Source organism: Streptomyces sp. 6-11-2, from assembly GCF_006540305.1.
Lineage (GTDB): Bacteria > Actinomycetota > Actinomycetes > Streptomycetales > Streptomycetaceae > Streptomyces.
On the sequence record NZ_BJOR01000001.1, the window covers coordinates 4,276,227 to 4,291,885 of the forward strand.

At 66.9% G+C, this 15,659-nt stretch carries 9 protein-coding genes and 2 rRNA genes; 10 read left to right on the forward strand and 1 reads right to left on the reverse strand.

Features of this window, described 5'->3' with window-relative positions:
- The first annotated feature begins 56 nt into the window (after nt 1–56).
- From TNCT6_RS18785 to TNCT6_RS18820, 7 genes are all read left to right on the forward strand, one after another.
- Nucleotides 57–1,421, forward strand: a complete 1,365-nt coding sequence (locus TNCT6_RS18785) for a phosphomannomutase/phosphoglucomutase (RefSeq protein WP_141360460.1) — start codon at nt 57–59, stop codon at nt 1,419–1,421.
- Between the two features lie 147 nt (nt 1,422–1,568).
- Nucleotides 1,569–1,739 carry a Trm112 family protein gene (locus TNCT6_RS18790; RefSeq protein WP_141360461.1) on the forward strand — a complete coding sequence of 57 codons (171 nt, stop codon included), beginning with the start codon at nt 1,569–1,571 and terminating at the stop codon, nt 1,737–1,739.
- Nucleotides 1,740–1,841: 102 nt separating this feature from the next.
- A complete protein-coding gene (locus TNCT6_RS18795; protein ID WP_141360462.1) occupies nt 1,842–2,969 on the forward strand; it encodes an SIS domain-containing protein in 1,128 nt (375 codons plus the stop codon).
- 87 nt (nt 2,970–3,056) lie between these two features.
- The gene (gene manA / locus TNCT6_RS18800) at nt 3,057–4,211 is read left to right on the forward strand and encodes a mannose-6-phosphate isomerase, class I (RefSeq protein WP_141360463.1); all 1,155 of its coding nucleotides are present in this window, start codon (nt 3,057–3,059) and stop codon (nt 4,209–4,211) included.
- 131 nt (nt 4,212–4,342) lie between these two features.
- On the forward strand, nt 4,343–5,323 hold the full coding sequence (locus TNCT6_RS18805; RefSeq protein WP_141360464.1) for a cation diffusion facilitator family transporter: 981 nt from the start codon (nt 4,343–4,345) through the stop codon (nt 5,321–5,323).
- Nucleotides 5,324–5,608: 285 nt separating this feature from the next.
- Nucleotides 5,609–7,066 carry an adenosylhomocysteinase gene (gene ahcY, locus TNCT6_RS18815; RefSeq protein WP_141360465.1) on the forward strand — a complete coding sequence of 486 codons (1,458 nt, stop codon included), beginning with the start codon at nt 5,609–5,611 and terminating at the stop codon, nt 7,064–7,066.
- A gap of 180 nt (nt 7,067–7,246) precedes the next feature.
- Entirely contained in the window at nt 7,247–7,864 is a 618-nt protein-coding gene (locus TNCT6_RS18820) for a hypothetical protein (RefSeq protein WP_141360466.1), read from the forward strand.
- Between the two features lie 65 nt (nt 7,865–7,929).
- Here the strand turns inward: TNCT6_RS18820 and TNCT6_RS18825 are convergent, their stop codons facing one another.
- Nucleotides 7,930–8,967 carry an RDD family protein gene (locus TNCT6_RS18825; RefSeq protein ID WP_141360467.1) on the reverse strand — a complete coding sequence of 346 codons (1,038 nt, stop codon included), beginning with the start codon at nt 8,965–8,967 and terminating at the stop codon, nt 7,930–7,932.
- 131 nt (nt 8,968–9,098) lie between these two features.
- On the opposite strand from TNCT6_RS18825, the gene TNCT6_RS18830 reads away from it, so the two are divergent.
- The 3 genes from TNCT6_RS18830 to TNCT6_RS18845 all read left to right on the forward strand — a co-directional run bounded on the left by TNCT6_RS18830 (nt 9,099) and on the right by TNCT6_RS18845 (nt 15,620).
- Entirely contained in the window at nt 9,099–10,106 is a 1,008-nt protein-coding gene (locus TNCT6_RS18830) for a stage II sporulation protein M (protein WP_141360468.1), read from the forward strand.
- 552 nt (nt 10,107–10,658) lie between these two features.
- A 16S ribosomal RNA gene (locus TNCT6_RS18840) occupies nt 10,659–12,184 on the forward strand.
- Between the two features lie 312 nt (nt 12,185–12,496).
- A 23S ribosomal RNA gene (locus tag TNCT6_RS18845) occupies nt 12,497–15,620 on the forward strand.
- The 16S and 23S rRNA genes sit together here, the layout of an rRNA operon.
- The last annotated feature ends 39 nt before the right edge of the window (nt 15,621–15,659 follow it).

Here is a 15,659-nt window from a genome sequence, read left to right on the forward strand (position 1 = left end):
TGTTCGCATGCCGACGGTAGTTTGTGGTGACCGATAGGACCTCAGAAGGGCTGGCCGTGGCTGCTGATCTGTCGCAGATCGTGAAGGCGTACGACGTACGCGGGGTGGTCCCGGACCAGTGGGACGAGCCGCTGGCCGAACTCTTCGGGGCGGCCTTCGCCGAGGTGACCGGCGCCGACGCCCTCGTGACCGGCCACGACATGAGGCCCTCCTCGCCCGGCCTGGCCCGGGCCTTCGCCCGCGGCGCGGCACGCCACGGCGCCGACGTCACGGGGATCGGCCTGTGCTCCACGGACCAGCTGTACTACGCCTCCGGCGCCCTGGACCTGCCCGGCGCGATGTTCACGGCCTCGCACAACCCGGCCAGGTACAACGGCATCAAGATGTGCCGCGCGGGCGCGGCCCCCGTCGGCCAGGACTCCGGGCTGGCGGAGATCCGCGAACTGGTCGAGCGGTGGCTCGCCTCGGGCGCCCCCGAGCCGGCCGCCCGGCAGGGGACGATCAGCCGGCGCGACACGTTGCGTGACTACGCGGCGTACCTGCGCTCCCTCGTCGACCTGGACTCCCTCCGCCCCCTGAAGGTCGTCGTCGACGCGGGCAACGGCATGGGCGGCCACACGGTCCCGACCGTCTTCGACGGTCTGTCCGTCGACCTCGTCCCGATGTACTTCGAACTGGACGGCACCTTCCCCAACCACGAGGCCAACCCCCTGGACCCGGCCAACCTCGTCGACCTCCAGAAGCGGGTCCGCGCGGAGGGCGCCGACCTCGGCATCGCCTTCGACGGCGACGCCGACCGCTGCTTCGTGGTCGACGAGCGCGGCGAGCCGGTCTCCCCGTCGGCGATCACCGCGCTGGTCGCCGCCCGCGAGCTGGCGAAGAACGGCGGCAAGGGCGTGATCATCCACAACCTCATCACCTCCTGGTCGGTCCCGGAGGTCGTCGAGGAGAACGGCGGCACGCCCGCCCGCACCCGCGTGGGCCACTCCTTCATCAAGGCCGAGATGGCGAGGACCGGCGCGATCTTCGGCGGCGAGCACTCCGCGCACTACTACTTCAAGGACTTCTGGAACGCCGACACCGGCATGCTGGCCGCCCTGCACGTCCTCGCGGCCCTGGGCGGCCAGGACGGCCCCCTGTCGGCCCTCGTCGCCCAGTACGACCGCTATGCCGGTTCCGGCGAGATCAACTCCACGGTCGACGACCAGGCCGCCCGCCTCGCCGCCATCAGGTCGGCCTACGCCGGCCGCGCGGACGTCACCGTCGACGAACTCGACGGTCTCACCGTCACCGCCGCCGACTGGTGGTTCAACGTCCGCCCGTCCAACACCGAGCCGCTGCTGCGGCTGAACTCCGAGGCCCGTGACGAGGCGACGATGGCCAAGGTGCGGGACGAGGCACTGGCGATCATCCGGGGCTGAGGGGCCGTCCACCCCCGTCAAGGCGGCGTCCGGGCGTGCGGGCCCCGGCCCGACCCCGCCACGCCGCCCCCACCGGCGGTACCCTGACCAGGCACGTCCGTACGACCGCACCGACGCACCCACCCCGCCCGCCCGAAGGGAAACCCCATGCCGCTCGAAGCCGGCCTTCTGGAGATCCTCGCCTGCCCGGCCTGCCACGCCCCCCTCAAGGAGCAGGACACCGAGCTGGTCTGCACCGGGCAGGACTGCGGTCTGGCGTACCCCGTCCGCGACGGCATCCCCGTCCTGCTCGTCGACGAGGCCCGTCGCCCCGCGTGACGCAGACCCGTCCGGAAGAGGCCCAGCGCCTCGCCCGGACGGGCTCCGCTGTCCGCACGAAGACGACCCGGCGCTCGGTGCCCGATCGGGAGGCTGCCGCCCATGCTCGACGAATCGCTGCTCGACGCCCCGGAGGGGCTCGCCCAGGCCGACCGCCGCGGACTGCTCCGCGGTGCCGCCGAGGCCGGCGCCCGCGTCCGGACCGCCGCCCGGAACGCCGCCGAGGCCGGCGTGAGCGGCCTCAGGCCCGACGGCCGCCCCCGCGCCGTCCTGATCGCTGGCCCCGGCGCCGCCGCCACCCACGCGGCCGACCTGCTCGGCACGCTCGCAGGCGCGGGCAGCCCCGTGACCCGGCTGGCACCCACGGGCGTGGCCTCCGCCGCCGGAGCCCTGCGCTGGGAGCTGCCCGGCTGGGCAGGCTCCGTCGACCTGCTGCTGATCGCCACCCCGGACGGCACCGAGCCGAGCCTGTCCCTGCTCGCCGAGCAGGCCTACCGGCGCGGCTGCACGGTCGTCGCCGTGGCCCCGGCGGGGACCCCGCTCGCCGAGGCCCTCGAGGGCGCCCGCGGCCTGTTCATCCCCATGGCCACGGCCCCCTACGACCACGGCGAACCCCTCGCCGGATCCGCCCCGGGCGTCCTGTGGGCGCTGCTCACGCCGCTGCTGGCACTCCTGGACCGCGTCGGCCTGCTCACCGCTCCGCCCGACTCCCTGGAAAGGGCCGCCGACCGGCTGGACCACATCGCCGAACGCTGCGGACCCGCCATCGTCACCTACAGCAACCCGGCCAAGACCCTCGCCGCCGAACTCGCCGACGCGCTGCCGGTCATCTGGACCGAGGGCGCCTCCGCGGGCCCCGCGGGACGCCGGTTCGCCGCCGGGCTCGCCGAACTGTCCGGCATCCCCGCGATCGTCGCCGAACTGCCCGAAGCCCTCGCCGCGCACACCGCGCTGCTCGCCGGTCCGCTGGCCGCCAGCGCCGACCCGGACGACTTCTTCCGCGACCGCGTCGAGGAGCGGCCCGCCCTGCACGCGCGCGTGGTGCTGCTGCGCGACCGCCCGCTCGGCGGCCTGACCGCCGCCCCGGCCGCCCGAGACCTGGCCCTCAGCCACGACACGCCGATCAGCGAGCTGGAGCCGGACCCCGGCGACGATCTCGAGACCCTCGCGGAACTGATCGCCGTCACGGATTTCACCGCCGTTTACCTGGCGCTCGCCTCCGGCACCTGATCTGTCCTTGAGCGCAGACGAGAACAGCCAAGAACGCTGAGACCGCCGAGAACGCCGAGAACAGCCCAGAACCGCAGAGAGAAGCGCATGGACCGCCTCGACAACACGATCCGCCCCTACGCCTGGGGTTCCACCACCGCCATCCCGCACCTGCTGGGTGCAGAGCCGAGCGGCGAACCCCAGGCGGAGCTGTGGATGGGGGCCCATCCGGGCGCACCCTCGCGCACCGCACGCGGCACCCTCGCCGAGGTCATCGAGGCCGGCCCGGAGGAGGAACTGGGCGCCAGGACGGTCGCGAAGTTCGGCCCGTACCTGCCCTTCCTGCTCAAGATCCTCGCCGCCGGCGCCCCGCTCTCCCTCCAGGTCCACCCCGACCTGGCACAGGCCAAGGAGGGATACGCCGACGAGGAGCGCCGAGGCGTCCCCGCCGACGCCCCGCACCGCAACTACAAGGACGCCAACCACAAGCCCGAACTGGTCTGCGCGCTCACCGAGTTCGACGGCCTGTGCGGCTTCCGCGCGCCGAACCGGGCCGCCGAACTGCTCGACGCCCTCGGTGTCGACTCCCTCAAGCCGTACGTCGACGTGCTGCGCGCCCGCCCCGAGGAAGCCGCCCTGCGCGAGGTCCTCACCGCCCTCCTCACCGCCGACCGCGAGGAGATGGCCGCGACGGTCGCCGAGGCCGCGGCCGCCTGTGCCCGCCTCGGCGGCGACCACGCCCCCTATGCCGGCATCGCCCGCCACTACCCGGGCGACCCGGGCGTGCTGGCCGCGATGCTCCTCAACCACTTCCGCCTCAAGCCGGGCGAGGCGGTCTTCCTCGGCGCCGGCATCCCGCACGCCTACCTCAACGGCCTGGGCGTGGAGATCATGGCCAACTCGGACAACGTCCTGCGCTGCGGCCTGACCCCCAAGCACGTCGACGTCCCCGAACTCCTGCGCATCGTCCGCTTCGAGGCCCGCGACCCCGGCATCCTGTGCCCGGAGGCCGGCCCGGACGGCGAGGAGGTCTACGACACCCCCGTCGACGAGTTCCGCCTGTCCCGCTACGTCCTGCCCGAAGGCACCGACGCCGAACGCGACCTCACCCTCGACACCCCGCAGATCCTGCTCTGCGCGGCCGGCTCCGTCCGGGCCGGCGAACAGGAACTCGCCCCGGGACAGTCCGTGTTCGTCCCCGCCGGCGAAAAGGCCGAAGTGTCCGGCACCGGCACCTTGTTCCGGGCCACCGTCGTCGTATGACCGCGCGGGCGGCGGCCCAACGGGCCGCCGCCCGGGTAACCGTCGCCGAACCGGGCTGCGACAATGACCCACCGGCCGAGGACTGGCCAAGGCCGCAAGCGAGCACGACGGCGAAGGGACAACGCGAACAGATGAGCGCGTCAGGCGGCACCAAGGCGATCATGGCGGCACTCGGCGCCAACCTGGCCATCGCGGTAGCCAAGTTCGTGGCATTCGCCTTCAGCGGCTCCTCGTCGATGCTCGCCGAGGGCGTGCACTCCCTCGCCGACTCCGGCAACCAGTTCCTGCTGCTGATCGGCGGCAAGCGGGCCCAGCGCGAGGCGACCCCGCAGCACCCCTTCGGATACGGCCGCGAACGGTACGTCTACGCCTTCCTCGTCTCCATCGTCCTGTTCTCCGTCGGCGGCATGTTCGCCATCTACGAGGGCATCGAGAAGATCCGCCACCCGCACGCAGTGGAGCACTGGTACTGGCCGGTGGGCGTCCTCGTCTTCGCGATCGTCGCCGAGGGCTTCTCCTTCCGCACGGCTGTCAAGGAGGCCGACGCACTGCGCGGCAAGCTGTCCTGGCCGCAGTTCATCCGCCGCGCCAAGGCCCCCGAACTGCCGGTCGTGCTCCTGGAGGACTTCGGCGCGCTGATCGGTCTCGTCCTCGCCCTCGGTGGTGTGGGCCTCGCCCTGCTCACCGGCGACGGGCTCTGGGACGGCATCGGCACGGTCTGCATCGGCGCCCTGCTCGTACTGATCGCCCTCGTCCTGGCCGCCGAGACCAAGTCCCTGCTGCTCGGCGAGGCCGCCGGCACCGACGTGGTCCGGCAGATCGAGACCGCCATGGTCGACGGCGACACCGTCACCGGCGTCATCCACATGCGCACGCTCCACCTCGGCCCCGAGGAACTGCTCATCGCCGCCAAGGTCGCCGTCCAGCACGACGACACGGCCGCCGAGGTCGCCGCCGCCATCAACGCCGCCGAGGCCCGCATCCGCGACGCCGTGCCCATCGCCCGCGTCATCTACCTGGAACCGGACATCTACAGCGAGGCCGAGGCGGCCAAGGGCCCGGACCGCGAGGCCACCCCGGGCGGACCCGCCCCGCACCCCACCGGCCACTGATCCCGGCCGCCCCCGGCGACGATCACGAGGCCCCGCGAACGGTCCTGTGCGTCCGGACACGGACTGTGGGCCGCCGCGCTTCGCGGTGTAGCTTGGGACGGAGCCAGACGTCGCTGCTGATGGCGGTCGGGCGGCCCGAGCAGAGGCCGGCCGAGGGAGAGAGGGCCTCCGACGGACTGCGCTGCGCGCACGAGGGCATGCCTGTGTCCTCTTCGGGCACCCCGTGTCCGCCGCCGCGCAGATCAGCCGTACCCACCTCGCCCCAACCCCGAGGAGCAGCACCCCATGACGACTGTCGAGAACCGACAGGACTTCAAGGTCGCCGACCTGTCCCTGGCCGAGTTCGGCCGCAAGGAGATCTCCCTCGCCGAGCACGAGATGCCGGGCCTGATGGCGATCCGCGCGGAGTACGCCGAGCAGCAGCCGCTCAAGGGCGCCCGCATCACCGGCTCCCTGCACATGACCGTGCAGACCGCCGTCCTGATCGAGACCCTGACGGCCCTCGGCGCGCGGGTCCGCTGGGCGTCCTGCAACATCTTCTCCACGCAGGACCACGCCGCCGCCGCCATCGCCGTCGGCCCCGACGGCACCCCCGACGACCCGCAGGGCATTCCGGTCTTCGCCTGGAAGGGCGAGACCCTCCAGGAGTACTGGTGGTGCACCGAGCAGGCGCTGACCTGGCTGGACAGCCCCACCGGCGGCCCGAACATGATCCTGGACGACGGCGGCGACGCCACCCTGCTGGTCCACAAGGGCGTCGAGTACGAGAAGGACGGCAAGGTCCCCTCGCCCGACACCGCCGAGTCCGACGAGCACCGCGTCATCCTGGAGTTGCTGAACCGCACTCTGGGTGAGAACCCGCAGAAGTGGACCCAGCTGGCCTCCGAGATCCGGGGCGTCACCGAGGAGACCACCACCGGCGTGCACCGTCTGTACGAGATGCAGCGCGAGGGCACCCTCCTCTTCCCGGCGATCAACGTCAACGACGCTGTCACCAAGTCGAAGTTCGACAACAAGTACGGCTGCCGGCACTCCCTGGTCGACGGGATCAACCGCGCCACCGACGTCCTGATCGGCGGCAAGACCGCGGTCGTGTTCGGCTACGGCGACGTGGGCAAGGGCTGCGCGGAGTCCCTGCGCGGCCAGGGCGCCCGCGTGATCATCACCGAGATCGACCCGATCTGCGCCCTCCAGGCGGCGATGGACGGCTACCAGGTCACCACGCTGGACGACGTCGTCGAGACGGCCGACATCTTCGTCACCACCACCGGTAACAAGGACATCATCCTCGCCTCCGACATGGCGAAGATGAAGCACCAGGCCATCGTCGGCAACATCGGCCACTTCGACAACGAGATCGACATGGCCGGCCTCGCCAAGGTCCCCGGCATCGTCAAGGACGAGGTCAAGCCGCAGGTCCACACCTGGACCTTCCCGGACGGCAAGAAGATCATCGTGCTGTCCGAGGGCCGCCTGCTGAACCTGGGCAACGCCACCGGTCACCCGTCGTTCGTGATGTCCAACTCCTTCGCGGACCAGACCCTGGCCCAGATCGAGCTGTTCACCAAGCCCGACGAGTACCCGACCGGTGTCTACGTGCTGCCCAAGCACCTCGACGAGAAGGTCGCCCGCCTCCACCTGGACGCCCTCGGCGTCAAGCTCACCACGCTGCGCCCCGAGCAGGCCGCGTACATCGGCGTGGAGGTCGACGGCCCGTACAAGTCGGACCACTACCGCTACTGACCACCACCGAGCCGCACCCCGCGTCTCAGCCAGGTCCTTCGAGGCAGGCCCCCGCACCCCCGTGTCGGGGGCCTGCCCCTTTCGGCCGGACCGGCGGTCTCGACCGGACCGGCGGCCGTCACGCCCGCCTGCCCGCAGTGCCGAAGCGGCCGGACCACCCCGTCACACCCCAGGACCCCCATGCCCCGCGGCCGTTATTCGCTCCACGATGCGCACGATCACACCCCCCTCGCGGAAGAGCACTTCCAGTGCGCCCCCGGACCCTCCGGCTGGCGCTACGTATCCCAGCTGACCGCCCCCTCGGGCGCTCATCACGGCTCCGTCGACCTTGCCCTCGACGACCTCGGCCGCCCCATCCGCCTCGAACTCCACGCGGGAGGCTGGCAGGTGCGCGGTGCCGCCCTCGACGGCGTCACCTGGGTCCGCACCGACCCCACCGGCATCCATGCCACCGAAGGCACTGCGCGCGCCCATGCCTTCACCGGCACATCCCCCGCGTTCCTCATCGCCACCGCCCGTCTCCTGCGCCTCACTCCCTCCGCCTCCGCGACCCGCGTCCGCCTTGTGGCCTTCACGGATCCGGTCCTCGCCCCCCGCACCGTGGACCAGTCCTGGGCGCTGGTGGAAAGAGAAGCACACGCCACTGACAGCGGCCCGCTGACCGTGGACGAATACCAGGTCACAGCCCTGGACACGGGCGAACAGCACACCGTGCACATCGCCGGGGACGTGGTTCTGGCGGCCCCCGGCATCGAGTTGGAGGACCTTCAGTCACCCCCTTCGGTCTTCGACTCCTGAGGCTGCGGGGCGGGGAAGGCCGGGGGAGTGCGGAGAAGGTTGACGAACCCGGACCGGCCGACGTGTCAGGCCGGCGGCACGAACCCGGTACCGGGACGCTCGGTCGGCGATGTGTCCTCGGACGCCGCGTGCTGCGACGGGAGGCCCGTGGACGGGGCGCCCCAGGCCGGGGTGTCCTGGGGCGTGGCGGGTGAAGTCTCAGCGGCGGATACGGGAGTCCCCGACGGCTCGCCGACGCCGTACGCCGGCGGTCGTGGCACGCCGTGGGCCGGCGGTTGCGGCGCCGGGAAGCCGGGAGCGCCGGACCCGGCGGCCGGGACGCCGGCCCCTCCGACGCACGCACCCGTCGACGAGCCGCCGCGGAACGCGCGCCGGGCCTCACGCGCCTGCCGCTCCTGCAACACCGCCGCCAGATACATGGCCGGCGGAACCTCGCGCGGCGCCGGAGTCCCGGTGCGGGCGGCGAGATCGGCGGCGAGCCGTTCGGCCATGCTCCAGCCGACCTGCGGATCCAGAGTCTGCATCCGCGTCAGGTACTGCCGGACCGCCAGCCACAGCCCGTCGGGAACCGCCGACAGATCGAGAGCGGAGAAACGCCCCGCCAGCCAGGGCGGCGGCGGAGGCACCGCGGTCGCCTGCCCGGCCGGCACCCGCTCCCGTACGACCAGGGTGCCCGCGAACACGTCTCCCAGCCGACGCCCCCGCGACGACACCAGCGAGGCGATACAGGCGACGACCCCGAACGTCAGCAGAATCTCGACCACACCGATCGCCCCACGCACGAGCGCGTGCCGGAACCGGATCGGCCCGCCGTCGTCCCGGACCACACGCAGCCCGCAAGCCATCTTCCCGAGAGACCGCCCGTGGCTGAGCGTCTCCACGGCTATCGGCCCCCCGACCAGCACGAGCAGAAACGCCGCGATCGAGACCGCGATCCGGGCGGCCTCGTCCAGGGAAGCCGTGGACGCCATGAGAGCCAAGGACACGGCGATGTAGACCATCACCGTCACGACGAGGTCGAGGATCACCGCCAGTGCCCTGCTGGGCAGCCTCGCCGGGCGCACCTCCAGCGCCACGGCCTCACCCGTCACCAGCTCACTCACGCCCGTCGTCCTTCCCCTGGCCTGCCCCGAGAACGGCCAGTCTGCCAAGCTGAGGGCGACCGCGCCGCAGTAGGACAAGCGGAAACAGCCGACGAGTTGTCGAACAACCAGCCGAGGAGCAGGCAGACACGATGGACCTGGACGTCTTCGTCTCCGCCCACCGAGCGGAATGGGACCGCCTCGACACCCTGCTCCGCCGCCGACGCCGGCTCACCGGCACGGAGGCCGACGAGCTCGTCGCCCTCTACCAGCGCACCGCCACCCACCTCTCCCTGATCCAGTCCAGTGCACCCGACCCGCAGCTGACCGGCCGGCTCAGCCAACTCGTCGCCGCCGCGCGCAGCGCCGTGACCGGGACACGCCGCGCCTCTTGGGGGGACGTCACCCGCTTCCTGCTGGAGGGCTTCCCCGCGGCGGTCTACCGGGCCCGCCACTGGTGGGTTCCCACCGCGCTCCTGTCCACCGTGGTCGCCGCGCTCCTGGGATGGTGGATCGGTACGCACCCCGAGGTACAGGCCGCGATCGCAGCCCCGAGTGAGCTACGGCAGCTGACCCGCCCCGGCGGCGAGTACGAGACCTATTACTCCAGTCACCCTGCGGCCGCCTTCGCCGCCCAGGTCTGGACGAACAACGCCCAGGCCGCAGCGATGTGCCTGGTCCTGGGCGTCTTCCTGGGACTGCCGGTCCTGTGGATCCTCTTCCAGAACATGCTCAACCTGGGTGTGGGCATCGGCCTGATGTCCTCGGCAGGACGGCTCGACACTTTCCTCGGTCTCGTCCTCCCGCACGGTCTGCTCGAACTGACGGCGGTCTTCGTCGCCGCCGGTACCGGGCTGCGCCTCGGCTGGACGGTCATCGATCCCGGCCCCCGCTCCCGCCGCATCGCTCTCGCCGAAGAAGGCCGAGCCGCGCTGGGCATGGCGATCGGCCTGGCCCTCGTCCTCTTCGTCTCCGGAGCCATCGAAGGCTTCGTCACGCCGTCGGGCCTGCCCACATGGGCCCGCATAGGTATCGGGATCATCGCTGAGCTGGCCTTCCTGGCCTACGTCTACGTCCTCGGCGGTCGAGCGGCACGGGCCGGCGGTACAGGGGACGTTGCGTCAACCGAGCGAAGCGCGACCGTGCCGACGGCCGCCTGATGTGCGTCTGGGGCCGCCGAGCTGCTACTCTCCTCTTCGCCGCACCGGAGCCGTTGACACGGGTCGGGTGAGGAGGTAGATTCAAACAGTTGCCCGGAGGTGGACATGGTCCACGAGGGTGACGGTGAGCGTCTATCTGCTTCTGTACATGTCGACAAGGTCGATCATGAAGAAGCCTCTGCCGATGAATCGGAAACAAGGGCCGGTCAGACTGGCTCAAAAGTTCTGGTAAAGTCGGAAGCGCCGGAAAGGGAAACGCGAAAGCGGAAACCTGGAAAGCACCGAGGAAATCGGATCGGAAAGATCTGATAGAGTCGGAAACACCGAAGGGAAGCCCGGAGGAAAGCCCGAGAGGGTGAGTACAAAGGAAGCGACCGTTCCTTGAGAACTCAACAGCGTGCCAAAAATCAACGCCAGATATGTTGATACCCCGTCTCCAGCGTCTGCTGGGACGAGGTTCCTTTGAAAAACACAGCGAGGACGCTGTGTGCGAGGGGATCATTCCTCCTCTCGCACCGCTCTCGTGGTGTTCATCCCGATTACGGGAAAACATTCACGGAGAGTTTGATCCTGGCTCAGGACGAACGCTGGCGGCGTGCTTAACACATGCAAGTCGAACGATGAACCACTTCGGTGGGGATTAGTGGCGAACGGGTGAGTAACACGTGGGCAATCTGCCCTTCACTCTGGGACAAGCCCTGGAAACGGGGTCTAATACCGGATATGAGCCTGGGAGGCATCTCCTGGGCTGTAAAGCTCCGGCGGTGAAGGATGAGCCCGCGGCCTATCAGCTTGTTGGTGAGGTAATGGCTCACCAAGGCGACGACGGGTAGCCGGCCTGAGAGGGCGACCGGCCACACTGGGACTGAGACACGGCCCAGACTCCTACGGGAGGCAGCAGTGGGGAATATTGCACAATGGGCGAAAGCCTGATGCAGCGACGCCGCGTGAGGGATGACGGCCTTCGGGTTGTAAACCTCTTTCAGCAGGGAAGAAGCGAGAGTGACGGTACCTGCAGAAGAAGCGCCGGCTAACTACGTGCCAGCAGCCGCGGTAATACGTAGGGCGCAAGCGTTGTCCGGAATTATTGGGCGTAAAGAGCTCGTAGGCGGCTTGTCACGTCGATTGTGAAAGCTCGGGGCTTAACCCCGAGTCTGCAGTCGATACGGGCTAGCTAGAGTGTGGTAGGGGAGATCGGAATTCCTGGTGTAGCGGTGAAATGCGCAGATATCAGGAGGAACACCGGTGGCGAAGGCGGATCTCTGGGCCATTACTGACGCTGAGGAGCGAAAGCGTGGGGAGCGAACAGGATTAGATACCCTGGTAGTCCACGCCGTAAACGGTGGGAACTAGGTGTTGGCGACATTCCACGTCGTCGGTGCCGCAGCTAACGCATTAAGTTCCCCGCCTGGGGAGTACGGCCGCAAGGCTAAAACTCAAAGGAATTGACGGGGGCCCGCACAAGCGGCGGAGCATGTGGCTTAATTCGACGCAACGCGAAGAACCTTACCAAGGCTTGACATACACCGGAAAGCATTAGAGATAGTGCCCCCCTTGTGGTCGGTGTACAGGTGGTGCATGGCTGTCGTCAGCTCGTGTCGTGAGATGTTGGGTTAAGTCCCGCAACGAGCGCAACCCTTGTTCTGTGTTGCCAGCATGCCCTTCGGGGTGATGGGGACTCACAGGAGACCGCCGGGGTCAACTCGGAGGAAGGTGGGGACGACGTCAAGTCATCATGCCCCTTATGTCTTGGGCTGCACACGTGCTACAATGGCCGGTACAATGAGCTGCGATACCGTGAGGTGGAGCGAATCTCAAAAAGCCGGTCTCAGTTCGGATTGGGGTCTGCAACTCGACCCCATGAAGTCGGAGTCGCTAGTAATCGCAGATCAGCATTGCTGCGGTGAATACGTTCCCGGGCCTTGTACACACCGCCCGTCACGTCACGAAAGTTGGTAACACCCGAAGCCGGTGGCCCAACCCCTTGTGGGAGGGAGCTGTCGAAGGTGGGACTAGCGATTGGGACGAAGTCGTAACAAGGTAGCCGTACCGGAAGGTGCGGCTGGATCACCTCCTTTCTAAGGAGCACTTCTAGGCCGCTTCGGCGGTCCAGGGGCCAGTACATCGGCGAATGTCCGGTGCTGGTTGCTCATGGGTGGAACGTTGATTATTCGGTCAGGACCTCGGGTCGGAGGCTGCTAGTACTGCTCTTCGGAGCGTGGAACGCATGATCTCCGGACGGGATCTGGCCGGGCACGCTGTTGGGTGTCTGAGGGCACGGCCGTCTGGTCGGGTCTTCGGTTGCCGGCCCCGGTGAAGCACCAGAGTGTTGGTGTGTGACGGGTGGTTGGTCGTTGTTTGAGAACTGCACAGTGGACGCGAGCATCTGTGGCCAAGTTTTTAAGGGCGCACGGTGGATGCCTTGGCACCAGGAACCGATGAAGGACGTGGGAGGCCACGATAGTCCCCGGGGAGTCGTCAACCAGGCTTTGATCCGGGGGTTTCCGAATGGGGAAACCCGGCAGTCGTCATGGGCTGTCACCCTTGTCTGAACACATAGGGCAAGTGGAGGGAACGCGGGGAAGTGAAACATCTCAGTACCCGCAGGAAGAGAAAACAACCGTGATTCCGGGAGTAGTGGCGAGCGAAACCGGATGAGGCCAAACCGTATGCGTGTGAGACCCGGCAGGGGTTGCGCATGCGGGGTTGTGGGATCTCTCTTCTACGGTCTGCCGGCCGTAGGACGAGTCAGAAACCGTTGATGTAGGCGAAGGACATGCGAAAGGTCCGGCGTAGAGGGTAAGACCCCCGTAGTCGAAACGTCAGCGGCTCGTTTGAGAGACACCCAAGTAGCACGGGGCCCGAGAAATCCCGTGTGAATCTGGCGGGACCACCCGCTAAGCCTAAATATTCCCTGGTGACCGATAGCGGATAGTACCGTGAGGGAATGGTGAAAAGTACCCCGGGAGGGGAGTGAAATAGTACCTGAAACCGTGTGCCTACAAGCCGTGGGAGCGTCGGACGAGGACTTGTCCTCGTCTCGTGACTGCGTGCCTTTTGAAGAATGAGCCTGCGAGTTTGCGGTGTGTTGCGAGGTTAACCCGTGTGGGGAAGCCGTAGCGAAAGCGAGTCCGAATAGGGCGTTTCAGTAGCACGCTCAAGACCCGAAGCGGAGTGATCTAGCCATGGGCAGGTTGAAGCGGAGGTAAGACTTCGTGGAGGACCGAACCCACCAGGGTTGAAAACCTGGGGGATGACCTGTGGTTAGGGGTGAAAGGCCAATCAAACTCCGTGATAGCTGGTTCTCCCCGAAATGCATTTAGGTGCAGCGTCGTGTGTTTCTTGCCGGAGGTAGAGCACTGGATAGGCGATGGGCCCTACCGGGTTACTGACCTTAGCCAAACTCCGAATGCCGGTAAGTGAGAGCGCGGCAGTGAGACTGTGGGGGATAAGCTCCATGGTCGAGAGGGAAACAGCCCAGAGCATCGACTAAGGCCCCTAAGCGTACGCTAAGTGGGAAAGGATGTGGAGTCGCACAGACAACCAGGAGGTTGGCTTAGAAGCAGCCACCCTTGAAAGAGTGCGTAATAGCTCACTGGTCTAGTGATTCCGCGCCGACAATGTAGCGGGGCTCAAGCGTACCGCCGAAGTCGTGTCATTGCAGCGTATAGCCCCAACGGGTGCTGTGATGGGTAGGGGAGCGTCGTCTGCCGGGTGAAGCGGCACTGGAAGGTAGTCGTGGACGGTTGACGAGTGAGAATGCAGGCATGAGTAGCGATTCACACGTGAGAAACGTGTGCGCCGATTGACTAAGGGTTCCTGGGTCAAGCTGATCTGCCCAGGGTAAGTCGGGACCTAAGGCGAGGCCGACAGGCGTAGTCGATGGATAACCGGTTGATATTCCGGTACCCGCTGTGAAGCGTCAAACATCGAGCATCGTGATGCTAAGGCCGTGAAGCCGCCCCTGATCTCTTCGGAGTGAGGGGGAGTGGTGGAGCCGCTGAACCAAGCGGTTAGTAGGTGAGTGATGGGGTGACGCAGGAAGGTAGTCCATCCCGGGCGATGGTTGTCCCGGGGTAAGGGTGTAGCCCGAGTGGTAGGTAAATCCGCCGCTCATGCAGGGTGAGACCTGATGCCGAGCCGATTGTGGTGAAGTGGATGATCCTATGCTGTCGAGAAAAGCCTCTAGCGAGTTTCATGGCGGCCCGTACCCTAAACCGACTCAGGTGGTCAGGTAGAGAATACCGAGGCGTTCGGGTGAACTATGGTTAAGGAACTCGGCAAAATGCCCCCGTAACTTCGGGAGAAGGGGGGCCACGCCTGGTGATCACTCTTGCAGTGTGAGCTGGGGGTGGCCGCAGAGACCAGCGAGAAGCGACTGTTTACTAAAAACACAGGTCCGTGCGAAGCCGTAAGGCGATGTATACGGACTGACGCCTGCCCGGTGCTGGAACGTTAAGGGGACCGGTTAGCTCACTTTCGGGTGGGCGAAGCTGAGAACTTAAGCGCCAGTAAACGGCGGTGGTAACTATAACCATCCTAAGGTAGCGAAATTCCTTGTCGGGTAAGTTCCGACCTGCACGAATGGCGTAACGACTTCTCGACTGTCTCAACCATAGGCCCGGTGAAATTGCACTACGAGTAAAGATGCTCGTTTCGCGCAGCAGGACGGAAAGACCCCGGGACCTTTACTACAGTTTGATATTGGTGTTCGGTTCGGCTTGTGTAGGATAGCTGGGAGACTTTGAAGCGGCCACGCCAGTGGTTGTGGAGTCGTCGTTGAAATACCAGTCTGGTCGTGCTGGATGTCTAACCTGGGTCCGTGATCCGGATCAGGGACAGTGTCTGATGGGTAGTTTAACTGGGGCGGTTGCCTCCTAAAGGGTAACGGAGGCGCCCAAAGGTTCCCTCAGCCTGGTTGGTAATCAGGTGTTGAGTGTAAGTGCACAAGGGAGCTTGACTGTGAGACCGACGGGTCGAGCAGGGACGAAAGTCGGGACTAGTGATCCGGCGGTGGCTTGTGGAAGCGCCGTCGCTCAACGGATAAAAGGTACCCCGGGGATAACAGGCTGATCTTCCCCAAGAGTCCATATCGACGGGATGGTTTGGCACCTCGATGTCGGCTCGTCGCATCCTGGGGCTGGAGTCGGTCCCAAGGGTTGGGCTGTTCGCCCATTAAAGCGGTACGCGAGCTGGGTTTAGAACGTCGTGAGACAGTTCGGTCCCTATCCGCTGTGCGCGTAGGAGTCTTGAGAAGGGCTGTCCCTAGTACGAGAGGACCGGGACGGACGAACCTCTGGTGTGCCAGTTGTTCTGCCAAGGGCATGGCTGGTTGGCTACGTTCGGGAGGGATAACCGCTGAAAGCATCTAAGCGGGAAGCCTGCTTCGAGATGAGGACTCCCACCCACTTGATGGGGTAAGGCTCCCAGTAGACGACTGGGTTGATAGGCCGGATCTGGAAGCACCGTGAGGTGTGGAGGTGACCGGTACTAATAGGCCGAGGGCTTGTCCTCAGTTGCTCGCGTCCACTGTGTTGGTTCTGAAACCACGAA

Bases quoted from the DNA above. Each gene is read 5' to 3' on its own strand.
- TNCT6_RS18820 (WP_141360466.1), top strand. From the start codon at position 7,247: ATGCCCCGCGGCCGTTATTCGCTCCACGATGCGCACGATCACACCCCC.
- TNCT6_RS18805 (WP_141360464.1), top strand. From the start codon at position 4,343: ATGAGCGCGTCAGGCGGCACCAAGGCGATCATGGCGGCACTCGGCGCC.
- manA (WP_141360463.1), top strand. From the start codon at position 3,057: ATGGACCGCCTCGACAACACGATCCGCCCCTACGCCTGGGGTTCCACC.
- ahcY (WP_141360465.1), top strand. From the start codon at position 5,609: ATGACGACTGTCGAGAACCGACAGGACTTCAAGGTCGCCGACCTGTCC.
- TNCT6_RS18830 (WP_141360468.1), top strand. From the start codon at position 9,099: ATGGACCTGGACGTCTTCGTCTCCGCCCACCGAGCGGAATGGGACCGC.
- TNCT6_RS18795 (WP_141360462.1), top strand. From the start codon at position 1,842: ATGCTCGACGAATCGCTGCTCGACGCCCCGGAGGGGCTCGCCCAGGCC.
- TNCT6_RS18790 (WP_141360461.1), top strand. From the start codon at position 1,569: ATGCCGCTCGAAGCCGGCCTTCTGGAGATCCTCGCCTGCCCGGCCTGC.